Consider the following 23557-nt stretch of genomic DNA (forward strand, 5'->3'; position numbering starts at 1 on the left):
ATCGACGTGGCTTTGGCTCGATACCTTCGGAGTACGTCTTGTCGGATTTCCCTCGGTCGGTCGCCGCCCTCGCGGCGGCCCGCCCCGACGCGGTCGTCGTGCATGTCGACGATGTGTCGGTGACATATCGGGAACTCGATGAACGACTCCAGATGCTGGCAGGACCGCTCGCTGCCAGGGGATTGGACCCCGAGGCCATCGTCTCGGTGACCCTGTCCGGACTGGCGCCGATGGTGATCGCAGCCGAGGGCGGCCTTGGCGCGGTCCTGGATACCATCGCGCGGGATGCCAAGGCGCTGGAGGCCCCGCCGGCACGGAGCACTCTTGCGGATCTGTTCGACGAGCAGGCGGCCCGCACGCCGGAGTCGGTCGCGCTGGTGTTCGAGCGTCACGTGCTGACCTACGCAGAGTTCGATGCCCGCGCCAACCGGCTGGCGCGCCGTCTCATCGCCGACGGGGTCGGTCCGGACACAGTGGTCGCGCTCGCGATGCGTCGGTCGATCGACCTGCTGGTCGCCGTGTACGCCGTCGTCAAGGCCGGCGGTGCCTACCTCCCCCTCGATCCGGACCATCCGGCCGAGCGCACGGCGCACGTGCTCGAGACCGCCGCGCCGGTTGTCGTGCTCACCGCAGGCGCCGACGGCGCGGCTCTGCCCGCCGGATCACCGGCTGTGGTCCTCGAGCAATTGGACCTCGAAGGATTCTCCGAGGCGCCGGTCACCGATGTGGATCGGTTGGCGCCGTTGGTGCCGGAGAACACGGCGTATGTGATTTTCACGTCGGGTTCGACGGGTCGGCCGAAGGGTGTGGCGGTCTCGCATGCGGCGATCGTGAATCGTTTGTTGTGGATGCAGGGTGAGTACGGGCTGACCGCCGACGACGTGGTGTTGCAGAAGACTCCGGTGACGTTCGATGTGTCGGTGTGGGAGTTGTTCTGGCCGTTGCAGGTCGGTGCGCGGTTGGTGATCGCGGTGCCGGATGGTCATCGAGATCCGGCGTACCTGGCTCGGGTGATCGCGGAGGAGTCGGTGTCGACTGCCCACTTTGTGCCGTCGATGTTGGCGGTGTTCGTGGCGGAGCCGGGTGTGGCGGGTTGTAGTTCGCTGCGACGAGTGTTCGCCTCGGGTGAGGCGCTTCCGGCGCAGACGGCTGGGTCGCTGCGTGAGGTTCTACCGTCGGTGCGATTACATAATCTGTACGGGCCGACGGAGGCCGCGGTGGATGTGACCTTCCATGAGGTCACAGCCGCGGATCGGGTGTCGGTGCCGATCGGTGTGCCGGTGTGGAACACGCGGGTGTTTGTGTTGGATTCGCGCCTGCATCCGGTGCCGGTGGGGGTGCCGGGCGAGTTGTATCTGGCGGGTGTGCAGCTGGCCCGCGGGTACGTGGGTCGTAGTGATCTGACGTCGGATCGGTTCGTTGCGAATCCGTTCGGGGGTTCGGGTGAGCGGATGTACCGGACCGGCGACCTGGTGCGATCCCACGCATCCGGCGAGCTGGAATATGTGGGGCGCAACGACTTTCAGGTGAAGCTGCGCGGTCTGCGGATCGAGCTGGGCGAGATCGAGTCCGCGATGCTCGCACACCCGACGGTGGCGCAGGCGGTCGTGGTGGTCAGGGAGGACGTTCCCGGAAATCAGCAGCTGGTCGGCTACGCGGTCGCTGCCGCCGAGGCGCTGATCGACGGCGATGAGCTGCGCGCGTTCCTTGGCCGCTCGCTGCCCGAGTACATGGTGCCGATCACCGTGCTGACGCTCGCGGAGCTTCCGATCACTGTGCACGGCAAGCTCGATCGAAAGTCGCTGCCGAGGCCGGACTTCGAATCCGCGCCGGGTGAGCACGGCGAGCCGTCGACCCCGGCCGAGGTGGTGGTCGCGCGGATCTTCGGTGAGATCCTCGGGGTCGAACGGGTTGCGGCCCAGGATTCCTTCTTCGATCACGGCGGCAACTCGCTGTCCGCCGCACGGGTGGTGGCTCGGGTCAACGCCGCACTCGGATGCGACGTGAGTCTGCGAGAGGTGTTCGACGCGCCGACCGTCGCGGGGCTCGCCGCCCTGGCGTCGACTCGGGCCGACGGCGCGCGTCGTCGGCCCGAACTGGTGGCCGGGCCACGCCCGGATCGGGTCCCGCTGTCCCTGGCACAGGCCAGGATGTGGTTCATCAACCAGTTCGACATCTCATCGCCCGCATATAACCTCCCGCTCGGGATCCGGCTGGTCGGAGAACTCGACCACGAGGCGCTGCGAACCTCGGTCCAGAGCGTGTTGGGTCGGCATGAATCGCTGCGCACGGTGTTCCCGGACGACGGTGAGGGACCGCGGCAGGTGGTGATCCCGGTCGAGGGGGTCGATGCGGATCTCCGTCCGATCCTGGTTGTGGACGAGGCGGACCTGCGCGGCAGGTTCACCGCGGCTGCGGCGGCCGGATTCGACGTGACGGTCGAGCCGCCGGTCCGGGTGCGACTGTTCCAGCTCGGCGGGGGCGAGCACGTGCTGCTGTTCCTGCTGCACCACATCGGGGCCGACGGCGCCTCGATGGCGCCGCTCGCGCGTGAGGTGGTGGCCGGCTACACGAGTGCGGTGGCAGGCGGCCGATATGATCCCGAGCCGCTCCCGGTGCAGTACGCGGACTACTCGATCTGGCAGCGCGAACTGCTCGGCAGCGAAGACGACCCGGAATCCCTTCTCTCGCGCCAGGTCCGGTACTGGCTCGACGAACTGTCCGGCATTCCCGACCTGCTGCCCCTACCCACCGACCGCCCACGCCCGGCCGCCGCCTCGCTCGAGGGTGGGCGGGTGGAGTTCGAGATCGAAGCGGACCTGCACCGCCGGCTGTCGGCGCTGTCCCGCGAGCACGAGGCAACCCTGTTCACCACCATGCACGCGGCGTTCGCGTTGCTGCTGTCGAAGGTCTCGGGCATCGACGACGTCGTCATCGGGACGCCGACGGCCGGCCGCGGGGAGCACGTACTCGACGACCTGGTCGGCATGTTCGTCAACACGCTCGCCCTGCGGACCGTGCTGGACCACTCGGTGTCGTTCGCCGAATTGCTCCGCAGTACAAGGGAATCGGACATCGGTGCGCTGGCACACGCAGAGGTGCCCTTCGAGCGGCTGGTGGAGGTCCTCGCGCCGGAACGGTCCACCGCGCACGCTCCGATCTTCCAGGTCGTCCTCGCGTTGGAGAATGCCGAGCCCGCGGTCCTGGAGTTGCCCGGCTTGGCGGTGAGCGAGGTCGATCCCGGGTTCGCGTACGCGAAATACGATCTACAGCTCTCACTGGGGGAGCGGGCCGACCGATCGGGAATCGCGGGCACCTTCATCTATGCCACGGACCTGTTCGACGAGTCGACCGTGACCACACTGGCCGCACGGTTCGTCCGGCTGCTCGACGCGGTGGCGCAGGATCCATCGGCGCCGATCGGGGACGCCGAGGTGATGGACGCCCGTGAGCGCACGGCGCTGTGCCCGGTCGTCGGCCGCCCCCCGGAGCCACCGGTCACCCTTGCCGAGCTGCTGGCTGCGGCTGTCACCGAACGGACGGCGCCCGCACTGGAGTTCGGCTCCCGCACCGTGACCTACGGCGAGCTCGACACCCGTTCGAACGCTCTGGCGCGCTTGCTGATCGCGCGCGGTGTCGGACCGGAGTCGTTCGTCGCGGTCGCCCTGCCCCGATCGGTCGAGTCGATGCTGGCGCTGTGGGCGGTGGCGAAGACCGGCGCAGCCGTCGTGCCCATGGACCCCGCCTACCCCGCCGATCGCCTCGGGCACATGCTCGCCGACTCGGGGGCGGTGGTCGGCCTCACCGTCGCCGAGTACACGGACGCCCTGCCTGACGCGGACTGGGTGACGCTCGACGCCGACGCCGTTGTGGTGGAGTTGGCCGCGCTCTCGACGGCGGCGGTCGCCGATCGGGACAGGCTCGTTGCGATGCACCCGGCCCAGCCGGCGTACATGATCTACACCTCCGGCTCGACCGGGGTTCCCAAGGGCGTGGTGGTCACGCATCAGGGCATTGCGAGCTTCGCCCTCGAGCAGCGGCAGCGGTACTCGGTGACGGTCTCGTCTCGGGTACTGCACTCCTCGTCGCCCAGTTTCGATGCATCGATCCTCGAGATCCTGATGGCGACGGCGGCCGGAGCGGCCCTGGTGATCGTGCCCCCCGGCGTGTACGGGGCGGTGAGCTGGCGGACATCATCGATTGCCAGCGGGTCACCCATGCCTTCATCACCCCGTCCGCTGCGGCCGCGCTCGCGCCCGACGGACTCGATTCGCTGCGGGTGGTCGTCATGGGCGGCGAGGCGCTGAGCTCGGACCTGGTGATCCGCTGGGGTGCGGACCGGGACCTGTACAACGCCTACGGGCCGACCGAGATGACCGTCATGGTGTCGGCCAGCGCGGCGCTTCAGCCCGGTGCGGCGGTGACGATCGGCGGCCCGATCCGCGGTGTGACCGCGATGGTGCTCGATCGACGGCTTCGCCCGGTGCCGGTTGGGGTGGTCGGCGAACTGTACGTCGCGGGTCCGGCGATGGCGCGGGGATATCACAATCGGTCGAGTCTGACCGCGGATCGCTTTGTGGCGAACCCCTTCTCGTCGATCGGTGCACGGATGTACCGGACGGGCGACATGGTGCGGTGGCTCGCCCCCGCGGCACAGGGCCGACTGTCGGACCTGGAACTCGAGTACGTGGGGCGCGGGGACTTCCAGGTGAAGATCCGCGGCTTCCGCATCGAACTCGGCGAGGTCGACGCGGCGCTGACCGCGCACCCGTCGGTGGATTTCGCGGTGACGATGGGCCGTCCCGCCCCGTCGGGGGCGACGGTGCTGGCCGCGTACGTGGTGGCGGCCGCAGGCGGGGCGGCGGACCCCGAGGAGTTGACTGCGTTCGCCGCGAGGGCCCTGCCCTCGCACATGGTGCCGTCGGTGGTGACGGTGCTGGACGAGATCCCGTTGACGGTGAACGGGAAGCTCGACCGCGGCGCTCTGCCCGCGCCGGAATTCGTGTCGACAGCGTTCCGCGCACCGTCGACACCGGTCGAGGAGATCGTCGCAGGGACGATCTCGGAGGTGCTCGGTCTTCCGAGGGTCGGGTTGGACGACAACTTTTTCGACCTCGGTGGGAACTCGTTGATCGCGACGCGGGTGGCGGCGCGTCTCGGCTCCGTGCTGGGCGTGACGGTTCCGGTTCGGCTGTTGTTCGAGTCCCCGACGGTGGCGGCGCTCGCGGTGCGGGTCGAGCGGGACTCCGGGTCGGCGCGAGCGGTGCTGGCGCCGAGGCCCCGACCGGATCGCATTCCGCTGTCGCTGGCGCAGCAGCGGATGTGGTTCCTGAACCGGTTCGATCCGGAGTCGGCCGTGAACAACATCCCGGTCGTCGTGCGGTTGTCGGGTGCACTCGATGTCGCGGCACTGCGTGCCGCGATTCGCGACGTGCTCGAGCGACACGAGTCGTTGCGCACGATATATCCGGAGTCGAGTGATGGTCCGTCTCAGGTGATCGTGCCCGCCGCGTGGGTGGTCCCGGATCTGGTCCCGGTCGAGGTGTCGGTGGATGACCTGTCCGATCGGGTGGCCGAACTCGTGGTTGCGGGTTTCGACGTCGCGGCCGAGGTCCCGGTGCGGGTGGCCCTCTTGCGTGAGACAGGCGTGGAGCCTGCGGAATGCCCAGAGAGCACAGGCGTGGAGCCTGCGGAATGCCCAGAGAGCACCACGAGTGAGCACGTGCTGGCGATCGTGGTGCATCACATCAGTGCCGACGGCTTCTCGATGGGGCCGCTGACGCGCGATGTCATGGCGGCCTATGTCGCGCGGGCCAGGGGCGAGGTACCGGTGTGGTCACCGCTGGCCGTGCAGTACGCCGACTTCGCGTTGTGGCAGCGTGAGGTTCTCGGTGACGAGTCCGATCCCTCGTCGCTGGTGGCGCGGCAGCTCGGGTACTGGCGTGGCGCGCTGTCCGGGCTGCCCGCGCAGCTGGATCTGCCGTCGGATCGTTCGCGTCCGGCGGTCCGGACGCACGCGGGTGCCCGGGTCGATATCCCCATCAGCGAGCTCACCCGCGCAGCACTGTCCGACTGGGCCGCACAGCACAATGCCTCGCTGTTCATGGCGGTGCACGCGGGCCTCACGGTGTTGTTGAGCAGGCTCAGCGGTACCTCCGATATCGCGGTCGGCACCCCGGTGGCGGGTCGCGGCGAAGCCGAACTGGACGATCTGGTCGGCATGTTCGTCAACACCCTGGTACTGCGGACGTCGGTCGAGGGGGCGGAATCGTCGACGGAACTCCTGGCGCGCGTGCGTGAATCGGATCTGGGTGCGTTCGGGCACACGGAGGTGCCGTTCGAGCGCGTGGTGGAGGCGCTCAATCCGGAGCGGTCCATGTCGAGGCACCCCTCTTCCAGGTGATGCTGTCCTACCAGAACATCGAGCAGCCGGACCTGGAGCTGCCGGGCCTGCATGTCTCTGGGGTTGGCGCGCCGGTCGAGGTGGCGAAGTTCGACCTGCAGGTGACGGTCGTGGAACAGGCAGGAGCAGGCGGACTGTCGGTTTCCTTCGTCTACGCGACGGACCTGTTCGACCGGTCGACGGTGGAGGGTTTCGCGCGGCGGTTCGCCCGGATTCTCGACGCGATGGCGGCCGACCCGCAGTGCCCGGTCGGCGACATCGACCTGGTCGGCGAGGAGGGTCTCGAGGCGATCCTGGGCGAGTGGAACGCCACCGCACGTCCGGTGGCGCCGCAGACGTTGGTCGATATGTTCGACGGGCAGGTGGCGCGGACGCCGGATTCGATGGCGCTCGTGTTCGTGGGCCAGGCTCTGACCTATGTCGAGTTCGATGCACGGGTGAACCGCCTTGCGCGGCACCTGATCTCGCGGGGTGTGGGACCCGAGTCGTTGGTGGCGCTGGCGATGCGCCGGTCGATCGATCTACTGGTCGGTGTGTATGCGGTGATCAAGGCCGGTGGCGGGTACGTGCCGGTGGATCCCGACCAGCCGGGGGAGCGGGTGGCGCACGTACTCGGGTCCTCGTCGCCGGTCTGCGTGTTGAGCACCTCTCGCGACGGTTTCACGGCCGCGGGGGCCGAGGTCGTCGAGATCGACACGGTCGACCTTGCGTCGTTCTCGGATGCGCCGGTGTCGGATGTGGATCGGTTGGCGCCGTTGGTTCCGTCCAATACGGCGTATGTGATTTTCACGTCGGGTTCGACGGGTCGGCCGAAGGGTGTGGCGGTCTCGCATGCGGCGATTGTGAATCGTTTGTTGTGGATGCAGGGTGAGTATGGGCTGACCGCTGATGATGTGGTGTTGCAGAAGACTCCGGTGACATTCGATGTGTCGGTGTGGGAGTTGTTCTGGCCGTTGCAGGTTGGTGCTCGGATGGTGATCGCGGTGCCGGATGGTCATCGGGATCCGGCGTATCTGGCTCGGGTGATCGTGGAGGAGTCGGTGTCGACGGCGCATTTTGTGCCGTCGATGTTGGCGGTGTTCGTGGCGGAGCCGTCGGTGGTGGGGGCGTCGTCGTTGCGGCGGGTGTTCGCTTCGGGTGAGGCGCTTCCGGCGCAGACGGCGGCGTTGTTGCGTGAGGTGTTGCCGTCGTCGCGGTTGCACAATCTGTATGGGCCGACGGAGGCGGCGGTGGATGTGACCTTCCATGAGGTCACTGCGGCGGATGAGGTGTCGGTGCCGATCGGTGCGCCGGTGTGGAACACGCAGGTGTTCGTGTTGGATTCGCGGTTGCGGCCGGTGCCGGTGGGGGTGCCGGGTGAGTTGTATCTGGCGGGTGTGCAGTTGGCTCGGGGGTATGTCGGTCGTGCTGATCTGACGTCGGATCGGTTCGTTGCGAATCCGTTCGGGGGTTCGGGTGCGCGGATGTACCGGACCGGTGACCTGGTTACCTGGACCGCTGCGGGAGAGCTGGAGTACATCGGCCGTACCGATTTCCAGGTGAAGTTGCGCGGTCTGCGGATCGAGCTGGGCGAGATCGAGGCCGCCCTGCTCGGGCTCGACGGGGTCGATCAGGCCGTGGCCGTGGTCCGGCAGGACGGCCTGGGACATCAACAACTGGTCGGGTACGTCGTCGGCGACCCGTCGTTCGATCCGGGCGTCGCCCGCACCTCCCTCGGCCGCACGCTGCCGGAGTACATGATTCCGAGCGTGTTCGTGACGCTGGGGGAGTTGCCGCTGAACGCGTCCGGCAAGCTTCACCGCTCGGCTTTGCCCGCGCCGGAGCCTGTCGCCCGCGAGTATCGCGCACCGGTGTCCGCGACGGAGGTCGCAATCGCAGAGGTGCTGGCCGAGGTGCTCGGCGTCGGCCGGGTCGGGTTGGACGACAACTTCTTCGAGCTCGGAGGTAACTCGCTGATCGCCACCGGCGTGGTGGCTCGGCTGTCGGCCCGCCTCGGATCCGAGGTCCGCGTCCAATGGATGTTCTCCGACCCCACCCCGGCGGGGCTCGCCGACCGGATCGATTCGGGTACGAGCGCTGACGTCGACGGTGAGACGTCCTTCGAGGTGCTGCTCCCGATCCGCGTCGGTGGATCTGAGCCGCCCCTGTTCTGCGTGCACCCGATCGGCGGGCTGTCCTGGGCGTTCGCCGGCCTGGCCCGGCACCTCGAGTCCGACCGCGGAATCTACGGCCTGCAGTCGCCCGCGCTCGGGAACTCCGGCTGGGCGCCGGATTCGATCGGTGAATGGGCCGACAGGTACGTGCGCGAGATCCGTTCTGTTCAACCCGAGGGCCTTATCACCTGCTCGGGTGGTCGCTCGGTGGCGTGATCGCGCAGGCGATGGCGGTCCAATTGCAGTCAGAGGGTGAGGATGTCGCGCTATTGGCGATGATGGACAGCTTCGCCGATCACGAGGCCGCGCCCGCACGGTCGGTCCTCGATGAACCCACCCAGGACGAGCTGCTCGGTGGGCTGGTCCCGGAGGGGATCCGCATCGATGACCGGGCACAGGCCATGGAATCAGTGGTGGCGTCCCTCGTACTGCTGGCCGCGCATCGTCCGAAGTCGTTCGCGGGTGACGTGCTGTATTTCACTGCGGTGCAGGAAGACAGGAGCGGGTCGCTCGGGGCCTCGACCTGGCGGTCAGTGGTGGACGGCGCGATCCACAATCATCGGGTGGAATCGACGCACTGGGGATGGCCTCGCCCGAGGCCCTGTCAGTGATCGCCCGCATCCTCGACGACTGGTGGACCGGCGCGGAGGCGGTGACCCACTAGCGCCCGGTGACGACTACACCGTCAGTCCCAGATCCCGACGTCTTCGAGGTGGCTGATCAGTCGCTGAGCCCCGTCGAGGAAGTGCGCCCGGGATTCGCGCCCGGCCTTCTCCGCGTCGCCCACTGCCATCGCGGCGATCAGCCGGTCGTGGCTCGCGATGGCGGCATCGCCCCAGCCGTGGTCCGCCGAGTAGAAGTGCACAGGCGTATACCGGGTCGCATTGAGCAGGAACCGGGAGAGCTTGGCGGAACCCGCCAACCGATTGAGGATCCGATGGAAGTCGAACTCGAGGTCCTCGATCCGTGCCGCATCCGAATCCTCCACGGCACGTGCCAATTTCGCATTGATGGCGCGGAGCTCGTCGAGGGTCTCCTTGTCGATTGCCGCGGTGGCCCTCGAGGTCAGCTCCTCGGCGATCTGCCCCTGCAGCCAGAAGACGTCGTTGATGTCGCCACGACTGAGAGCGGCGACGACGTACCCGCGGTGCGGCACCAGCTCCACCAGGCCTTCGCTGCGCAGTGTCAGCAGGGCCTCGCGGACAGGGGTGACGCTGACCCCGAGCTCGGCTGCGGTCTCGTCGAGACGGATGAACTCGCCCGGCCGCACCCCGCCCGACATGATGAGGTTGCGGACGTGCACCGCGACGTCATCGGAGAGCTGGGGGCGGCGACGGAGCGCGCGCGCCTCCTTGGGCGGGGTGTGGCGGACGAGGTCATCGAGTCTCCTTCTGACGGCAATCAGCTTAAACGCCCGCCAGTGGCTACAAGCCGTACGTCTTGCCGATGATGTCGCGTTGGATCTCGCTGGTCCCGCCGAAGATGGTGGACACCAGCGCCCCGCGGACGTGCTTCTCCATGTCGAACTCGGTGGCGTAGCCGTACCCGCCCATCATCTGCATGCCCTCGAGGGCGACGCGCTTGGCGGTCTCCGTCGCCTTCAGCTTGGCCATCGAGGCCTCTCGGGCGAGGACCTTGTCCGGGTTGGCGTCCGCCTCACGCGCGACGTTGTAGACGAGCAGCTTGGTGCATTCGATCTCGGTGGCGAGGTCGGCCATCCGGTGCCGCAGCGACTGGAAGCTGCCGATCGGCCGGCCGAACTGCTTGCGCTGGGTGATGTACCCGAGGGTGTCGTCGAAGGCCCGCTCCGCGGTCCCCAGGATCATCGCGGCAAGGATCAGCCGTTCGAAGTTCAGTCCGGTCATCAGCTGACGCCAGCCGTTCCCCACCTCGCCGACGACCGCATCCGCGGGGAGGACACAGTCGGTGAAGTAGAGGTCGTTCGTCTCCTTCTGGCCGCCCATCAGCTCGATCGGGCTGATCTTCAGGCCGTCCGTGCGGGCAGGCACGTGGAACATGGTCATGCCCTCGTGCTTGTTCTCGCTGCGGCTCGTACGCGCGACGAGCAGGATGTTCTCCGAGATGTGGGCGTTGGAGCACCACGTCTTCTGGCCGTTGACCAGCCAGCCGTCCGACGTCTGCTCGGCCTTGGTGCTCAGGTTCCCGACATCGGAGCCGGCCTCGGGCTCGGACATCGAGATCGACTGGGACGCACCGCGGACGATGCCGCGCAGCACATCGTCCTTCTGCTGCGGGGTACCGAACTTGGCGTATGCCCCGCCGGTGATGAGCGTCGGCCCGATCGCGCCGATCGGCAGCATCCCGCGTTGGGTCTGCTCGAGCAGGATGCACATGTCGACCATGGTCGCGTCGGAGCCGCCGAATTCCTCGGGGATGGTCAGCCCGAGCCAGCCCAGCTCGGCCATCTTCTCGTATACGCCCTGGTTGTGATTGTGCGCGCCGTGATCCGTCAACTGATCGCGCTTCTCGCGCGTGCCGGCCTCGCGCTTGCAGAAGTCCGTGACGGACTTGGCGAATGCCCTCTGTTCTGTGGTGAATTCAACGCTCATCTTCGTATGGCTCCCGCTGGTCGTGTGGGCGCACGGTGCGCGCCGGGGGATCAGTGTCGATGTGGTCTTGTCGGCGAGCCTGCCGCCGCCTAATGTGATCTTCACAACAGTACATCACATCAAATATATTTGATGCGAAGTATCTACAGCGATCGGCGACGGAGGGAACTGTTCATGCCACAGCAGGCGGCCAAGAAGCGCGAGCTCACCGAGACGGCAGGGTCTCCCGCGGGGGCGGGGGTGATCGAGTCGCTCGATCCGCGCACCGACGAGGTCATCGCCAGCTACCCGGTCGCGGACGCGGGCGAGGTGGCGAGGGTGGTCGAGCGGGCTCGCCCCGCCGCGCGATGGTGGGAGTCGCTTGGCTTCGACGGGCGCAAGCGATGGCTGCTGGGCTGGAAGACGGCGATCGCGTCCGACGCGCAGGCCCTGGCCGCCGTGATCTCCCGCGAGACCGGGAAGCCGCCGGGCGACGCCCTGCTGGAGGTGATGCTCACCGTCGAGCACCTGGATTGGGCTGCTCGCAACGCCGCCAAGGTGCTCGGCAAGAAGAAGGTGCGCGCCGGGTTGGTGAGCGCCAATCAGGAGGCGACCGTCCGGTACCAGCCGCTCGGCGTTGTCGGGGTGATCGGGCCGTGGAACTATCCGCTGTACACGCCGATGGGTTCGATCTCGTACGCACTGGCGGCGGGCAACGCGGTGGTCTTCAAGCCGAGTGAACTCACGCCGGGTGTCGCGGTGTGGATCGCCGACAAGTGGCAGGCGCTCGTCCCCAACCAGCCTGTGCTGCAGGTGATCACGGGTGACGGCGGCACCGGGACCGCGCTCTGCAGGGCCGGGGTCGACAAGGTCGCGTTCACCGGTTCCACGCCGACCGCCAAAAAGGTGATGGCCTTGTGCGCGGAGACCCTGACCCCGATGGTCGCGGAGTGCGGTGGCAAGGACGCGATGCTGGTGGACGCAGATGCGGATCTGGAGGAGGCGTCGAACTTCGCCGTCTTCGGCGCCATGGGCAACGCGGGCCAGACCTGTGTCGGCGTGGAACGAATCTATGTGGCGGACGGAGTGTTCGACACGTTCGTGCAGAAGGTCACCGAGAAGGCCAAGCGGTTGCGACCTGGCGGTGCCCCGGACTCCTCGTATGGGCCGATGACGATGGCACGGCAGTCGGAGGTGGTGCGTGGGCAGATCGACGACGCCCTCGCCAGGGGCGGTCGCGCGGTGCTCGGCGGCCCGGAGTCGATCCGCGGACCCTTCGTCGAACCGGTGATCCTCGTCGATGTTCCTGAGGACAGCAGCGCCGTCCTGGAGGAGACCTTCGGGCCGACGGTGGTGATCAACCGGGTCGCGGACCTGGACGAGGGGATCGCTGCGGCCAACGCCTCCACGTACGGACTCGGTGCCTCGATCTTCGCCGGTGACCGCAGGCGGGCGGTGGCCGCGGCCGAGCGGTTGCGAGCCGGAGTGGTCACGATCAACTCGGTGCTGGGATTCGCGGGCGTTGCCGCGCTCCCGTTCGGCGGGGTTGGGGAGTCGGGCTTCGGCCGGATCCACGGCGCCGACGGACTGCGCGAGTTCAGCCGCGCCAAGTCGGTGGCCCGGCAGAAGTACCGGGCGCCGTTGAACCTGCTGTCGATGGAACGTAAACCCAGGGACATGAAGATCGCCGCGTGGTTGCTCAAGACTCGGCACGGCCGGAGCTGAGGGGGCACCATGTTGCTGGTGAACGAGAACCCGTCCCGACCGCGCGGCAGGTATGGCTGGCTCCACCGGATCGAGCAACTCGATCCGGTGACGGACAACCACGAGATCCATCGGATCACCGCCGGCTTCGAGTTTCCATGGGACTACCAGCGCGCGCTCGAGTTCGCACTGTTCCGGACCTACTGCGTGCCCACGATCTCCGCGTTGCTGCGCAGGACCGGGGAGTTCGAGAAGCGGCCGCAGAAGCGCTATGACGACACCGCGCTGCTGATGGCCGAACTCGTCGAGCACGGCTACGACTCGCCCCGCGGCACGGAGTCGCTGCGAATGGTGAACCGGATGCACGCGAAGTACGACATCGACAATTCGGACATGTTGTACGTGCTGAGCACCTTCGCCTTCGATCCGTTGGACTGGATCGACCGCTACGGATGGCGCCCACTGCACCCGAACGAACGGCTTGCCTCCTTCCTCTTCTACCGGGAGGTCGGACTGCGGATGGGCATCAAGGACATTCCGGAGGACTTTCAGGAGTTCTACCGGTTCAAGATCGAGTACGAGGCCGAGCGCTTCCGGTACACCGAGGACAATCATCTGATCGGCGTCTACACCCGGGACCTGTTCTGCGCGTGGTTCCCCGTCCGCTTCGGCCTGCCGTGCGTCAGGGGGTGTACGCGTTGCTGGATCAGCAGATGCGCTCCGCCTTCGGGTTCCCGGCCGCACCGGCCTGGTTGACGGGCGTCGCGCAGCGTGGATTGGTTGCCAGGTCCAAGGCTGTCCGGCTGCTGCCGCCGCGCAGGAGGTCGAAGGCCGCAAGGGACCCGCACAACCGGACCTATCCCGGTTATCCGGTGGGCTACCGGCCGAGCGATCTCGGAGTGGACCAGAACCACGGTCGGGGCTGACCTGCGGGGACCGCGCATCGTCCCGCGCTGCGGGAGCCTCGGTGCGCGAGGCTTAGTGTCAAACGGTACCGTCTCGCCGGCAGGGGTCGACGAACGGGGAGTTACGTGCTGCAGGTCGATCCGCGGGACGCGGTGTTCCTCTATGTGGAGCGTCCCGTCGCCTGGCAGACCTTTCTGTCCGCCTACGCGTTCGTTCCCGATCGTTCGCAGGCTCGCCCTGCTGATCACCGGCAGATCGCCCGGTGGATCGCCGACCGCGCTCGTGGGATCGCTGTGCTGCGGCAACGACTGGTCCGCGTTCCGTTCGACCTCGACCATCCGTACTGGGTGGAGGATCCCGAGCACTCCGTCGAGGATCACCTCTTCTTCCATGACGGCTCGGGATGGGAGGAGTTGCGCGAATGGATGGCGCTGCTCGTGCAGCAGCCGATGGATCGGTCCAGGCCGCTGTGGGAACTCCACGTCGTCACCGGGGTCCGCGGTATCCCCGGCGTCGAGGGGGAGGCCACGGTCGCGGTGATGAAGTTCCATCACTCGATGGCGGACGGCGAGTTGAGCACCACCATCTCCAGGGCGCTGTTCGGGGCAGACCCGGTCCCGGACATTCGCCAGGGCGCACCGGTCGCCGCACTGCCGGTACCTGCCCCGGCCGGCCTGTTCGCCTCCGCCGTCCGAGCGTGCCCTCGCAAGGTAGGCGAGCTCGTCGGCGGCCTGCGAGAGTTCCGCGCGATGCGCCACCGGCTCCTGGTCGAACGTGAGGAGGGCACGCACACCCTGCCCGTCGCGAAGCGGCCGCGGACCGTGCTCAACCAGCCGCTTGGCCCCGACCGGGTGTTCGACGTGGCGTTTCTCCCGCTCGACGAGGTGCGGGACATGAGGACCGCGCTCGGCGAGGTCACCGTCAACGACCTCGTACTGACGGTGATCGCGGGCGCGTTGCGGAGGTACCTCCAGGAGGTCGATGGCCCGACGACGGGTTCGCTGGCCGCCGCGGTTCCGATGTCCATCCGCAACGCCTGCGCATCCGAGTCACGAAATCAGTTCCTCACGATGGCGGTGGACCTGCACACCGCCACGGTCGATCCGATCGCACGGGTCCGCGCGATCCATCGGTCGGTCCTGGGGAGCGCGAGCGGTTGAGCATTCCGGCCGAGGCCGTTGCGGCTTCGTGTGATGTCGTCGGCGTCATACCCGGATGGGCGATCCGAGCCGCGCTGCGGATCGGTTACGGACGACCGAAGCGACGGGCGGACTCGATTCATTACGTCAACACTCTGGTCAGCAGCGTGCGCAGCGGCGGTGCGGACCTGCACCTGTGCGACGCGACCGTCGTCGCCGGCTTCGGCCTCGCGCCGCTCGTGGGTTTGGGCGGGGTGGCCCACGCCATCGGCTCGGTGGGCAACTCCCTCACCGTCAATGTCACCGCCGATCCGCTGCAGTTGGCCGACATCCGCCGCTATCGCGAGCTCCTGCTCGAGTCGTTTGCCGAGCTAAGGGACCAGATCTGCCTCGGGAATGGTTCGCCGGTACGGTTGGACATCGGGAGCGTCGCCTCGGGGTGAAGCGGCGCGTGTTGGGGATGGGGCGGTACATGGAGCAGATGCATCCGAGAGACACCGTATTTCTGTACGTGGAGAAGGAACAGGCCAAGCAGGCCACCATGACCGCGTATGCCTTTGTGGCCGAACGTGATTCGGATCGACATCCGGATCCTGCGGAGATCACCCGGTGGATCGCCGATCGCGCGGGCGGGATGGAGATCCTGCGACAGCGGGTTGTCCGCGTGCCGTTGGACCTCGACCATCCGTACTGGGCGGAGGACCCGGAGTTCTCCGTTGACAATCACCTCGCCTTCCACACGGCCGAGCGCTGGGAGGACGTGCGGACGCTGCTCGCCGACCTGCTGCAGAGCCCCATGGACGAGTCAAGGCCGCCATGGGAACTCCACGTGATCTCCGGCGTCCGCGGGATCGATGGCATCGCGGGCGAGGCCACCGTGGCGGCGCTGAAGCTGCATCACGCGGCGGCCGACGGCATGTTGAGCGCCGCGATCGCACGCCGCCTCTTCGCGGCGGAGCCGGACGAGCAGGACGAAATGGTCGAGGTCGTGGACCCGGCCGCGCCGCCCTCGCAGGTCGGAATGCTGGCGCGGGCGCTCGGATCGACCCCACGGAATCTGGGTCGGCTCGCGCAGGAACTCCTCAGGGCGCGCTCGGCGCAGCGTGCACTGCAACTCGGGAGCGATCTGGGGCTGTACCGGACGCCCACCGCCGTTCGTCCGCGCACGACGCTCAACCAGCCGTTGGGTCCGGATCGGGTTTTCAACACCGCGATACTCCCGCTCGGCGGCCTGCGTGCGATGAAGGCGAGGCTCGGCGAGGTCACGGTCAACGATCTGGTGCTCGCCGTGATCGGTAGGGCGATGCGGAATTACCTGCACGCGTCAGGCGAGGTGCCTGCCGGTTCGCTGGGTGCTGGGGTCCCGATGTCGACCCGCTCGACAGTGGAGGCGACGTCGCGAAACCGGTTCGTGACCATGTACGTGGATCTGCACACCGAGACCGAGGACCCGGTCGAGCGGGTTCGGGAGATCCACGATTCGGTCCTCGAGGAACGGGTCCGCACGACCACTCCCGCGTCGTTGACGCTCGATGAGCTCCCCGGTGCCGTTCCTGGCGCCCTTCTTCGCGCGGGCCTCGCGGTTCTCGGCGCGCTGCCCAAACCGGAGTCGTCGACTGTCAGTCTGGGGAACGCGCTCGTCTCGAACGTGCCCAAGGGGCCTGCGGACATGAAACTCGGCGATGCGACGGTGGTCGCGAGTTTCGGCCTGTGCCCGCTCTCGGGGCTCGCCGGTCTTGCACACCGGGTCGACAGCGTCGGGGACGTCCTCACGATCAACGTCACCGCGGATCCGCTGCAGTTGCCGGACGACGATCGATACGTCGAAATGCTGCACGAGTCGTACGACGAGCTCGAATCGGCGATCATGAGCGGCGCCACGGTCTGAGGCGACGGCTCGCGGCCGGTCAGCTGTGCAGCACCGTCAGCATGAGGGTCTGCATCCGGCCGCGGGCCTGTGCGCCGGTGTCGAAATGGAGTAGCCGGCCCACGTCGAGGGTCTGGCCGAGAGCCGCGTGCACCAGGAATCTGGCCTCGACCGCGGACAGCTCGGGCCGAACCGCGGTGAGCAGGTGGACCCACTCCTCGACGTGCAGGCGCTGCACGTTGCGGAGGTTGGTGCGCTCCTGTTTGGGCAGGTTGCCGATCTCCGAGAAGTACACGGAGAGCACCTCGGGATGCGTGAATGCCAGGTCGATATAGGTGGCCGAGAGTCGACTGAGCGCCTCGTCCGGGTCGGTGGAGGCGGCGAGCGCCGCGGCCGTCGCCATGGCCAGGCGATCGGCTGCCCGGTGGAATGCGGCCGCCAGCAGGTCCGCCTTGCTGGGGAAGTGTCGGTAGACGCTGGACGCGTTGATGCCCGCTGCAGCGCCGATCTCCTCGATGCTCGACTCGTGATAGCCGCGGTCGTGGAAGATCTTCACCGCCTCCGCGAGCAGTAGTTCACGCTTGGAGGTCACGGCGAGTCCGCGCTGTGCGGCGGGATCGTCGATCGTCGTCGTCGCGGGCGGCGCGCCGGCCAGGTCGCATCTCAACACGCCCCACGCGGTGCCGAGCAGGAGCTTCTCGATCTTGCGGTTCGCAAGCGCGGCGCTGTGGGCGGTGATGCTCCCGATCACGCTGAGCGCGGCTGCCGCGAGGATCACCGATTCGCGGTCGGTGAGTTCGGGTCGCAACTCGCGCAGCGGCCCCGCGACGTTCTGGGTCACCGCGACGAACTCGGTCCGCATCAGGTCCCGATCGTCCGGCCGGAGGTAGCGGCCCTCCCACCGGTAGAGCCCACCGGTCTTGCGGCTTTCGACGGTCGTCACGATCAGTGCTCGCAGCACGGAATCCAACTGCAGCTCAGGGGTGCGGTCCGGATCATCGGACTCGGCGGCGGCATCGGAGGCCGATCGGAGGGCGCCGACCGTTCCCATCGCGGCATGGACCAGCAAGGCGTACTTGTTGGGGAAGTGGCGATAGAGGGCAGGGCCGGAGATGCCGAGAGTGGCGGCTATGTCGTCCACGCCGACCGCGTGATAGCCCCGTTCGCTGAAGGCCTGCGCCGCCACCAAGGCGATCTGCGCCTTGCGGTCCTTCGGTCGTCGCCGAACGGGCGCGGCGGCCGAAGCCGGCCGGCCGGTGGTCGTCTGGGGCATCGACGTCTCCTGACTTCGGTCGCAGCAATCTTAACCGAGAGCCCGGCGGCTTCGGCTCGAAAGCGAATTCGGGATTCCTGTGCCTTCGTCGGTGCTTCCAGTGGATCTTCGACGCAAAGTCTGGACTAGCAACAATATTCGCTATTGACAACCTCGGGTGGGTGCATAAAAGTTAACCGCAATTCGCACTGTGTGAGCGTGCTCACTGACTCAGGCTCGACTGCGGGCCCGACTGCTCGTGCGCCGAATCGAAAGGGGAAGCATGACCGTGTCCCGACCTACCGGAGCGCCGTTGATCTTCGACGCCGTGCGCACACCACGCGGCCGCGGCAAGGCAACCGGATCGCTGCACTCGGTCAAGCCGATCGACCTCGTGGTCGGCCTCATCGATGAGATCCGACACCGCAATCCGGGGCTCGATCCCGGCGCGATCGACGACATCGTGCTCGGCATCGTCTCGCCACTCGGCGAGCAGGGCGCGGTCCTGCCGAGAGTGGCGGCACTGGCCGCGGGCCTGCCCGAGACGGTGGCGGGCGTGCAGGTGAACCGGTTCTGCGCGTCAGGACTCGAGTCCGTCAACCTCGCAGCCCAGAAGGTGGCCTCGGGCTGGGAAGACCTCGTCCTCGCCGGCGGGGTCGAGTCGATGTCGCGGGTGCCGATGGGGTCAGACGGTGGCGCATGGGGAATGGACCCCGCCACCAACTATGCGACCTACATGGTCCCGCAGGGGATCGGCGCCGACCTCATCGCGACGATAGAAGGGTTCAGTCGAACCCGTGTCGACGAATTCGCGGTCCGGTCACAGGAACTCGCGGCCAAGGCGTGGGCAGACGGGCGGTTCGACCGCTCGGTTGTCCCGGTCAAGGATCGGAACGGACTCGTGGTGCTCGACCGCGACGAGCACATGCGACCCGGCGCAACGGTCGAGGGCCTCGGGGCGCTCAAGCCCTCGTTCGCGTCGCTGGGCGAGCAGGGTGGGTTCAACGCGGTGGCGCTCCAGAAGTACCACTGGGTCGAGCGGATCGATCACGTGCACCACGCGGGCAACTCGTCGGGCATCGTCGACGGCGCAACCCTGATGTTGATCGGTTCCGCGGAGGCGGGGGCCAAGGCCGGCCTGACACCCCGTGCGCGCATCGTGGGAACCGCGGTGGTCGGTTCCGAGCCGACGATCATGCTCACCGGTCCGGCGCCTGCGGCCGAGAAGGCGCTGGCAAGGGCGGGCCTCACCGTCGACGACATCGACCTGTACGAGATCAACGAGGCCTTCGCCTCCGTTGCGCTCAAGTTCGTCAAGGACATGGACATCCCGATGGACAAGGTCAACGTCAATGGTGGCGCCATCGCCATGGGTCACCCGCTCGGCGCGACCGGGGCCATCATCCTCGGCACTCTGCTCGACGAGCTCGAGCGTCGCGACAGGAGGTACGGACTGGCGACCCTCTGCGTTGGCGCGGGCATGGGCATCGCCACCGTCATCGAACGCATCTAGGCCTCGATCATCCGAACTGGAGACCAAACACCATGAACGACAGCGCAATCCGGTACGACCGTGATGCCGATGGCATCGTCACGCTCATCCTCGACGACCCGGCCCAGTCCGCGAACACGATGAACGAGGGGTTCATCGTGTCCCTGGGAGAGGTGGTCGACCGTCTGGTCGCCGAGCGTGACTCCATCGCCGGGGTGGTCCTGACCTCGGCGAAGAAGACCTTCTTCGCCGGTGGCGATCTCGGTGACATCCTGAAATCCCGACCGGGTCAGGCCGAGGCCGTCACGGCAAACGTCAACCGGATCAAGGATCCGATGCGGCGGCTCGAGACTCTCGGCAGGCCGGTGGTCGCCGCGATCGGCGGGGCCGCGCTCGGCGGTGGTCTCGAGCTCGCACTGGCATGTCATCATCGGATCGCCCTGAACGTCGGGTCCACCCGGATCGGTCTGCCGGAGGTCACGCTCGGTCTGCTCCCTGGGGCGGCGGGATCGTCCGCACCGTTCGCCTGCTCGGCGTGGTGACCGCGCTGACTCAGGTCCTCCTGCAGGGCCAGCGCCACTCGCCGGACAAGGCGCTCGCGCTCGGGCTCGTCGACGAGTTGGTGGAGGACGCCGACGACCTGGTGCCTGCGGCCAAGCGGTGGATCGCCGCGAATCCCGGAGCATCGCAGCCATGGGACGTGAAGGGGTACAAGATTCCAGGCGGCACGCCCGCCACCCCCGCCTTGGCCGCGAACCTGCCTGCCTTCCCCGCGAATTTGCGCAAGCAGCTCAAGGGAGCGCCCTATCCGGCGCCGATCGCGATCATGAGCGCGGCCGTCGAGGGCGCGCAGGTGGACTTCGACACCGCCCAGACCATCGAGAACAGGTACTTCGCCGATCTGGCGACCGGCCAGATATCCAAGAACATGATCCGCGCGTTCTTCTTCGACATGCAGAAGGCGAACTCGATGGTCAAGCAGTACGGCGGAGCGGACCGCGAGCCCGTGCGCAAGGTGGTGGTTCTCGGTGCCGGGATGATGGGGGCCGCAATCGCCTATGTGTGCGCGAACTCCGGGATGGAGGTCGTGCTCAAGGATGTCTCCCTCGAGGCCGCACAGCGGGGCAAGGGTTACTCGAAGAACCTCCTCGACAAGGCCGTCGCCAAGGGCCGCAGCACACAGGAGGAGGCCGACGCGATCCTCGATCGGATCCGGCCTGCCGACCGGCCCGAGGAGGCCTCGGGTGCCGAGCTCGTCATCGAGGCGGTGTACGAGGACCCGGCCGTGAAGAACAAGGTGTTCGCCGAGATCGACGAGTTCATCACCCCGGACGCGCTGCTCTGCTCGAACACCTCGACGTTGCCCATCACCCTGCTCGGCGCGGGGGTCTCGCGCACCGAGGATTTCATCGGGCTGCATTTCTTCTCCCCGGTCGACAAGATGCCCCTCGTCGAGATCATCAAGGGGACAAGACCAGTGAGGAGGCGCTCGGTCGGGCCCTCGCGGTGGTCAAGCAGATCGGCAAGACCCCGATCGTGGTCAACGACAGCAGGGGCTTTTTCACCAGCCGCGTGATCGGTACCTTCACCAACGAGGGCATCGCCATGCTCGGCGAGGGTATCTCGCCCGCCTCGATCGAGCAGGCGACGCTACAGGCGGGCTACCCGGCCCCGGTGCTCGCGCTGATGGACGAGCTGACCCTCACCCTGCCGCGCAAGATCCGGGAGGAGACCAGGTCCGCGGCGATCGCGGCCGGCCAGGAGTGGGTGCCGCACCCCGCGGATGTCGTCGTAGATCGGATGATCGACGAATTCGACCGCAAGGGCCGCTCCACCGGTGCGGGCTTCTACGACTATGCCGACGGCAAGCGGGTTGGGCTCTGGCCCGGGCTCGGGGCCTTCGGCGGCACCGGCGAGATCCCGTTCCAGGACATGAAGGAACGGATGCTGTTCATCGAGGCCATCGAGACGGTGCGCTGTCTCGAGGAGGGCGTGCTCGACACCGCCACCGACGCCAACGTCGGCTCGATCCTCGGCATCGGATACCCGGGCTGGACCGGCGGCGTAGCGCGGTACATCGATCAATATCAGGGCGGTGTGGCGGGATTCGTGGAGCGGGCGCGCGAATTGGCCCAGCGCTATGGAGATCGCTTCGCCCCGCCGCAGCTGCTGCTGGACAAGGCCGCCGACGGTGACACCTTCGAGGAGGGCAACTGACATGCTGCGTACCCGATTCACCGAGGCGTTCGGGGTCGAGCATCCCATCGTGCAGGGCGGGATGATGTGGGTGGGTCGCGCCGAACTGGTCGCGGCAGTGGCCAATTCCGGTGCCCTCGGTTTCATCACGGCGCTGACCCAGCCGACGCCCGAGGACCTGACGAAGGAAATCGCACGCTGTCGGGACCTGACCGACAAGCCGTTCGGCGTCAACTTGACGATCCTGCCGTCGATCAACCCGCCGCCCTACGCGGAGTACCGCCAGGCCATCGTGGAGTCGGGCGTCACCATTGTCGAGACCGCCGGCTCCAACCCGATCGACCACCTGCCGCACTTCAAGGATGCCGGTATCAAGGTCATCCACAAGTGCACCAGCGTCCGCCACGCGCTCAAGGCCGAACAGGTCGGTGTGGATGCGGTGAGTATCGACGGATTCGAGTGCGCGGGCCATCCGGGAGAGGATGACGTGCCCGGCCTGGTCCTCATCCCGGCCGCGACCCGGCGGGTGCGCATTCCGGTCCTCGCGTCGGGTGGGATCGCGGACGCCCGCGGGCTGGTCGCCGCGCTCGCGCTCGGCGCGGAGGGGGTGAACATGGGCACCCGGTTCATGTGCACGCAGGAGTCGCCGGTTGCCGAGGAGGTCAAGCGGCGGATCGTTGCGAACAGCGAGCTCGACACGGCGCTGATCTTCCGCACGCTCCGCAACACCGCGCGGGTGGCAGCGAACGCCGTGAGCGCCGAGGTCGTCGACATCGAATCGCGCGGTGGGGCATCCTTCGACGACCTCAGGGACCTGGTCGCAGGGGCACGGGGGCGCACGGTATTCGAGGAGGGCGACCTCGACGCGGGCGTCTGGACGGCGGGACAGTGTCAGGGGCTGATCGAGGACATCCCGAGCGTCGAGGACCTGGTGTCGCGGATGGTGGGGGAGGCCGAACAGATCATCGCGGGTCGCTTGGCCGGGGTGATGGCCGCGAGCGAGCCGGTGGGGGCCCTCCGATGACGGCGACCCCCGAGCTCGAGGTGATCGCCGGGCTGCGAGTCGAATTCGGGGATGGGATCCTGCGGATCACCATCGACCGGCAGGAGCGGATGAACGCGATCGACCTGGCGACGATGGATGCCATGGGTGACCTGCTGACCGGGCGCGCGAAAGATCCGTCGGTCCGGGTCGTGGTGATCGGTGGAGCGGGCGCGGCCTTCTCGACCGGCGCCGACCTCGCCGCGGCGGCACACGGTCCCGAGGCGGACCCCCGTGTCGTGATGGACTCGGCCAACCGGGTGGTCCGGGCGATCCTCACGCTGCCGATCCCGGTGATCGCGGAGGTGAACGGGGCAGCGACCGGAGTCGGTGCATCCATTGCCTTCGCGGCCGATCTGGCATTCGCCTCGCCGAGTGCCTACTTCCTGTTGGCCTTCGTCAACGTCGGGCTGATGCCCGACGGGGGATCGAGTCTGCTAGTCCCTGCGGCGATCGGGCGGGCAAGGGCGAGCGAGATGGCGCTGCTCGGAAGGAAACTCGGAGCCACGGACGCCGCAGCCGCCGGATTGATCGCCCGGGTGCTCCCCGAGGGCGAGCTGCCGTCTCATGTGCGAGCGGTCGCGGCCAAGCTCGCCCGCGGTCCCCGGCGCGCGATCGAACTGACCAAACGCGCGCTGACCGCCACCACCCTCGCCCGGATCGACGAGACGCTCGAACGGGAAACCGAGGGCCAGATCGAACTCCTGGCGGCACCCGATTTCCGGGAAGGTGTCGCAGCGATGCTCGGTGGCAGGGCGCCCGAATTCGGCCGTTGACGCGCGGCGTGGCCTGCCCGCCGTGCGTCCCGGACAGGCCGGGCCCTGATTGAACAAACGTCCAGTCAGAGCTGGCTT

The 23557-nt window shown here is 67.7% G+C and carries 10 protein-coding genes and 5 pseudogenes; 12 read left to right on the plus strand and 3 right to left on the minus strand.

Features of this window, described 5'->3' with window-relative positions; all coding sequences use genetic code 11:
- Positions 1-181: 181 nt before the first annotated feature.
- The 3 pseudogenes from BTZ20_RS27780 to BTZ20_RS29720 all read left to right on the plus strand — a co-directional run.
- Positions 182-6636: pseudogene (locus BTZ20_RS27780) on the plus strand (condensation domain-containing protein); the annotation flags it as partial.
- Between the two features lie 150 nt (positions 6637-6786).
- Positions 6787-8469 (plus strand): annotated as a pseudogene (locus BTZ20_RS29715) (amino acid adenylation domain-containing protein); the annotation flags it as partial.
- Positions 8470-8601: 132 nt separating this feature from the next.
- A pseudogene (locus tag BTZ20_RS29720) lies at positions 8602-9167 on the plus strand (thioesterase domain-containing protein); the annotation flags it as partial.
- A 74-nt stretch (positions 9168-9241) separates the two neighbouring features.
- Here BTZ20_RS29720 and BTZ20_RS06605 read toward each other — a convergent pair.
- The gene (locus tag BTZ20_RS06605; protein ID WP_083742900.1) at positions 9242-9838 is read right to left on the minus strand and encodes a GntR family transcriptional regulator; all 597 of its coding nucleotides are present in this window, start codon (positions 9836-9838) and stop codon (positions 9242-9244) included.
- Positions 9839-9980: 142 nt separating this feature from the next.
- On the minus strand, positions 9981-11126 hold the full coding sequence (locus BTZ20_RS06610; RefSeq protein WP_077040812.1) for an acyl-CoA dehydrogenase family protein: 1146 nt from the start codon (positions 11124-11126) through the stop codon (positions 9981-9983).
- A gap of 174 nt (positions 11127-11300) precedes the next feature.
- Between BTZ20_RS06610 and BTZ20_RS06615 the strand changes: the two genes are divergently transcribed.
- The 5 genes and pseudogenes from BTZ20_RS06615 to BTZ20_RS06635 all read left to right on the plus strand — a co-directional run bounded on the left by BTZ20_RS06615 (position 11301) and on the right by BTZ20_RS06635 (position 16742).
- The gene (locus BTZ20_RS06615; protein WP_077040813.1) at positions 11301-12830 is read left to right on the plus strand and encodes an aldehyde dehydrogenase family protein; all 1530 of its coding nucleotides are present in this window, start codon (positions 11301-11303) and stop codon (positions 12828-12830) included.
- Positions 12831-12839: 9 nt separating this feature from the next.
- Positions 12840-13735 (plus strand): annotated as a pseudogene (locus BTZ20_RS06620) (oxygenase MpaB family protein).
- A 105-nt stretch (positions 13736-13840) separates the two neighbouring features.
- On the plus strand, positions 13841-14875 hold the full coding sequence (locus tag BTZ20_RS06625; RefSeq protein ID WP_077040814.1) for a wax ester/triacylglycerol synthase domain-containing protein: 1035 nt from the start codon (positions 13841-13843) through the stop codon (positions 14873-14875).
- Entirely contained in the window at positions 14872-15297 is a 426-nt protein-coding gene (locus BTZ20_RS26650) for a WS/DGAT domain-containing protein (RefSeq protein WP_077040815.1), read from the plus strand. Before BTZ20_RS06625 ends, BTZ20_RS26650 begins: the two co-directional genes overlap by 4 nt.
- A gap of 38 nt (positions 15298-15335) precedes the next feature.
- The gene (locus BTZ20_RS06635; RefSeq protein ID WP_223263759.1) at positions 15336-16742 is read left to right on the plus strand and encodes a wax ester/triacylglycerol synthase domain-containing protein; all 1407 of its coding nucleotides are present in this window, start codon (positions 15336-15338) and stop codon (positions 16740-16742) included.
- 19 nt (positions 16743-16761) lie between these two features.
- Here the strand turns inward: BTZ20_RS06635 and BTZ20_RS06640 are convergent, their stop codons facing one another.
- Positions 16762-17994 carry a TetR/AcrR family transcriptional regulator gene (locus tag BTZ20_RS06640; RefSeq protein ID WP_077040816.1) on the minus strand — a complete coding sequence of 411 codons (1233 nt, stop codon included), beginning with the start codon at positions 17992-17994 and terminating at the stop codon, positions 16762-16764.
- 262 nt (positions 17995-18256) lie between these two features.
- On the opposite strand from BTZ20_RS06640, the gene BTZ20_RS06645 reads away from it, so the two are divergent.
- The 4 genes and pseudogenes from BTZ20_RS06645 to BTZ20_RS06660 all read left to right on the plus strand — a co-directional run bounded on the left by BTZ20_RS06645 (position 18257) and on the right by BTZ20_RS06660 (position 23479).
- Entirely contained in the window at positions 18257-19486 is a 1230-nt protein-coding gene (locus BTZ20_RS06645) for an acetyl-CoA C-acetyltransferase (protein ID WP_077040817.1), read from the plus strand.
- Between the two features lie 32 nt (positions 19487-19518).
- Positions 19519-21682 (plus strand): annotated as a pseudogene (locus BTZ20_RS06650) (3-hydroxyacyl-CoA dehydrogenase NAD-binding domain-containing protein).
- A gap of 1 nt (position 21683) precedes the next feature.
- Positions 21684-22685 (plus strand): NAD(P)H-dependent flavin oxidoreductase, encoded by a 1002-nt coding sequence (locus BTZ20_RS06655; RefSeq protein WP_077040818.1) that lies wholly within the window; start codon positions 21684-21686, stop codon positions 22683-22685.
- Positions 22682-23479 carry an enoyl-CoA hydratase gene (locus BTZ20_RS06660; RefSeq protein WP_077040819.1) on the plus strand — a complete coding sequence of 266 codons (798 nt, stop codon included), beginning with the start codon at positions 22682-22684 and terminating at the stop codon, positions 23477-23479. Before BTZ20_RS06655 ends, BTZ20_RS06660 begins: the two co-directional genes overlap by 4 nt.
- Positions 23480-23557: the final 78 nt, after the last annotated feature.

This window comes from Rhodococcus sp. MTM3W5.2, from assembly GCF_001984015.1.
GTDB classification, from domain to species: domain Bacteria; phylum Actinomycetota; class Actinomycetes; order Mycobacteriales; family Mycobacteriaceae; genus Rhodococcus_G; species Rhodococcus_G oryzae.

Bases quoted from the DNA above. Each gene is read 5' to 3' on its own strand.
- BTZ20_RS06640 (WP_077040816.1), bottom strand. From the start codon at position 17,994: ATGCCCCAGACGACCACCGGCCGGCCGGCTTCGGCCGCCGCGCCCGTT.
- BTZ20_RS06645 (WP_077040817.1), top strand. From the start codon at position 18,257: ATGACCGTGTCCCGACCTACCGGAGCGCCGTTGATCTTCGACGCCGTG.
- BTZ20_RS06635 (WP_223263759.1), top strand. From the start codon at position 15,336: ATGCATCCGAGAGACACCGTATTTCTGTACGTGGAGAAGGAACAGGCC.
- BTZ20_RS06605 (WP_083742900.1), bottom strand. From the start codon at position 9,838: ATGTCGGGCGGGGTGCGGCCGGGCGAGTTCATCCGTCTCGACGAGACC.
- BTZ20_RS06610 (WP_077040812.1), bottom strand. From the start codon at position 11,126: ATGAGCGTTGAATTCACCACAGAACAGAGGGCATTCGCCAAGTCCGTC.
- BTZ20_RS06660 (WP_077040819.1), top strand. From the start codon at position 22,682: ATGACGGCGACCCCCGAGCTCGAGGTGATCGCCGGGCTGCGAGTCGAA.
- BTZ20_RS06615 (WP_077040813.1), top strand. From the start codon at position 11,301: ATGCCACAGCAGGCGGCCAAGAAGCGCGAGCTCACCGAGACGGCAGGG.
- BTZ20_RS06655 (WP_077040818.1), top strand. From the start codon at position 21,684: ATGCTGCGTACCCGATTCACCGAGGCGTTCGGGGTCGAGCATCCCATC.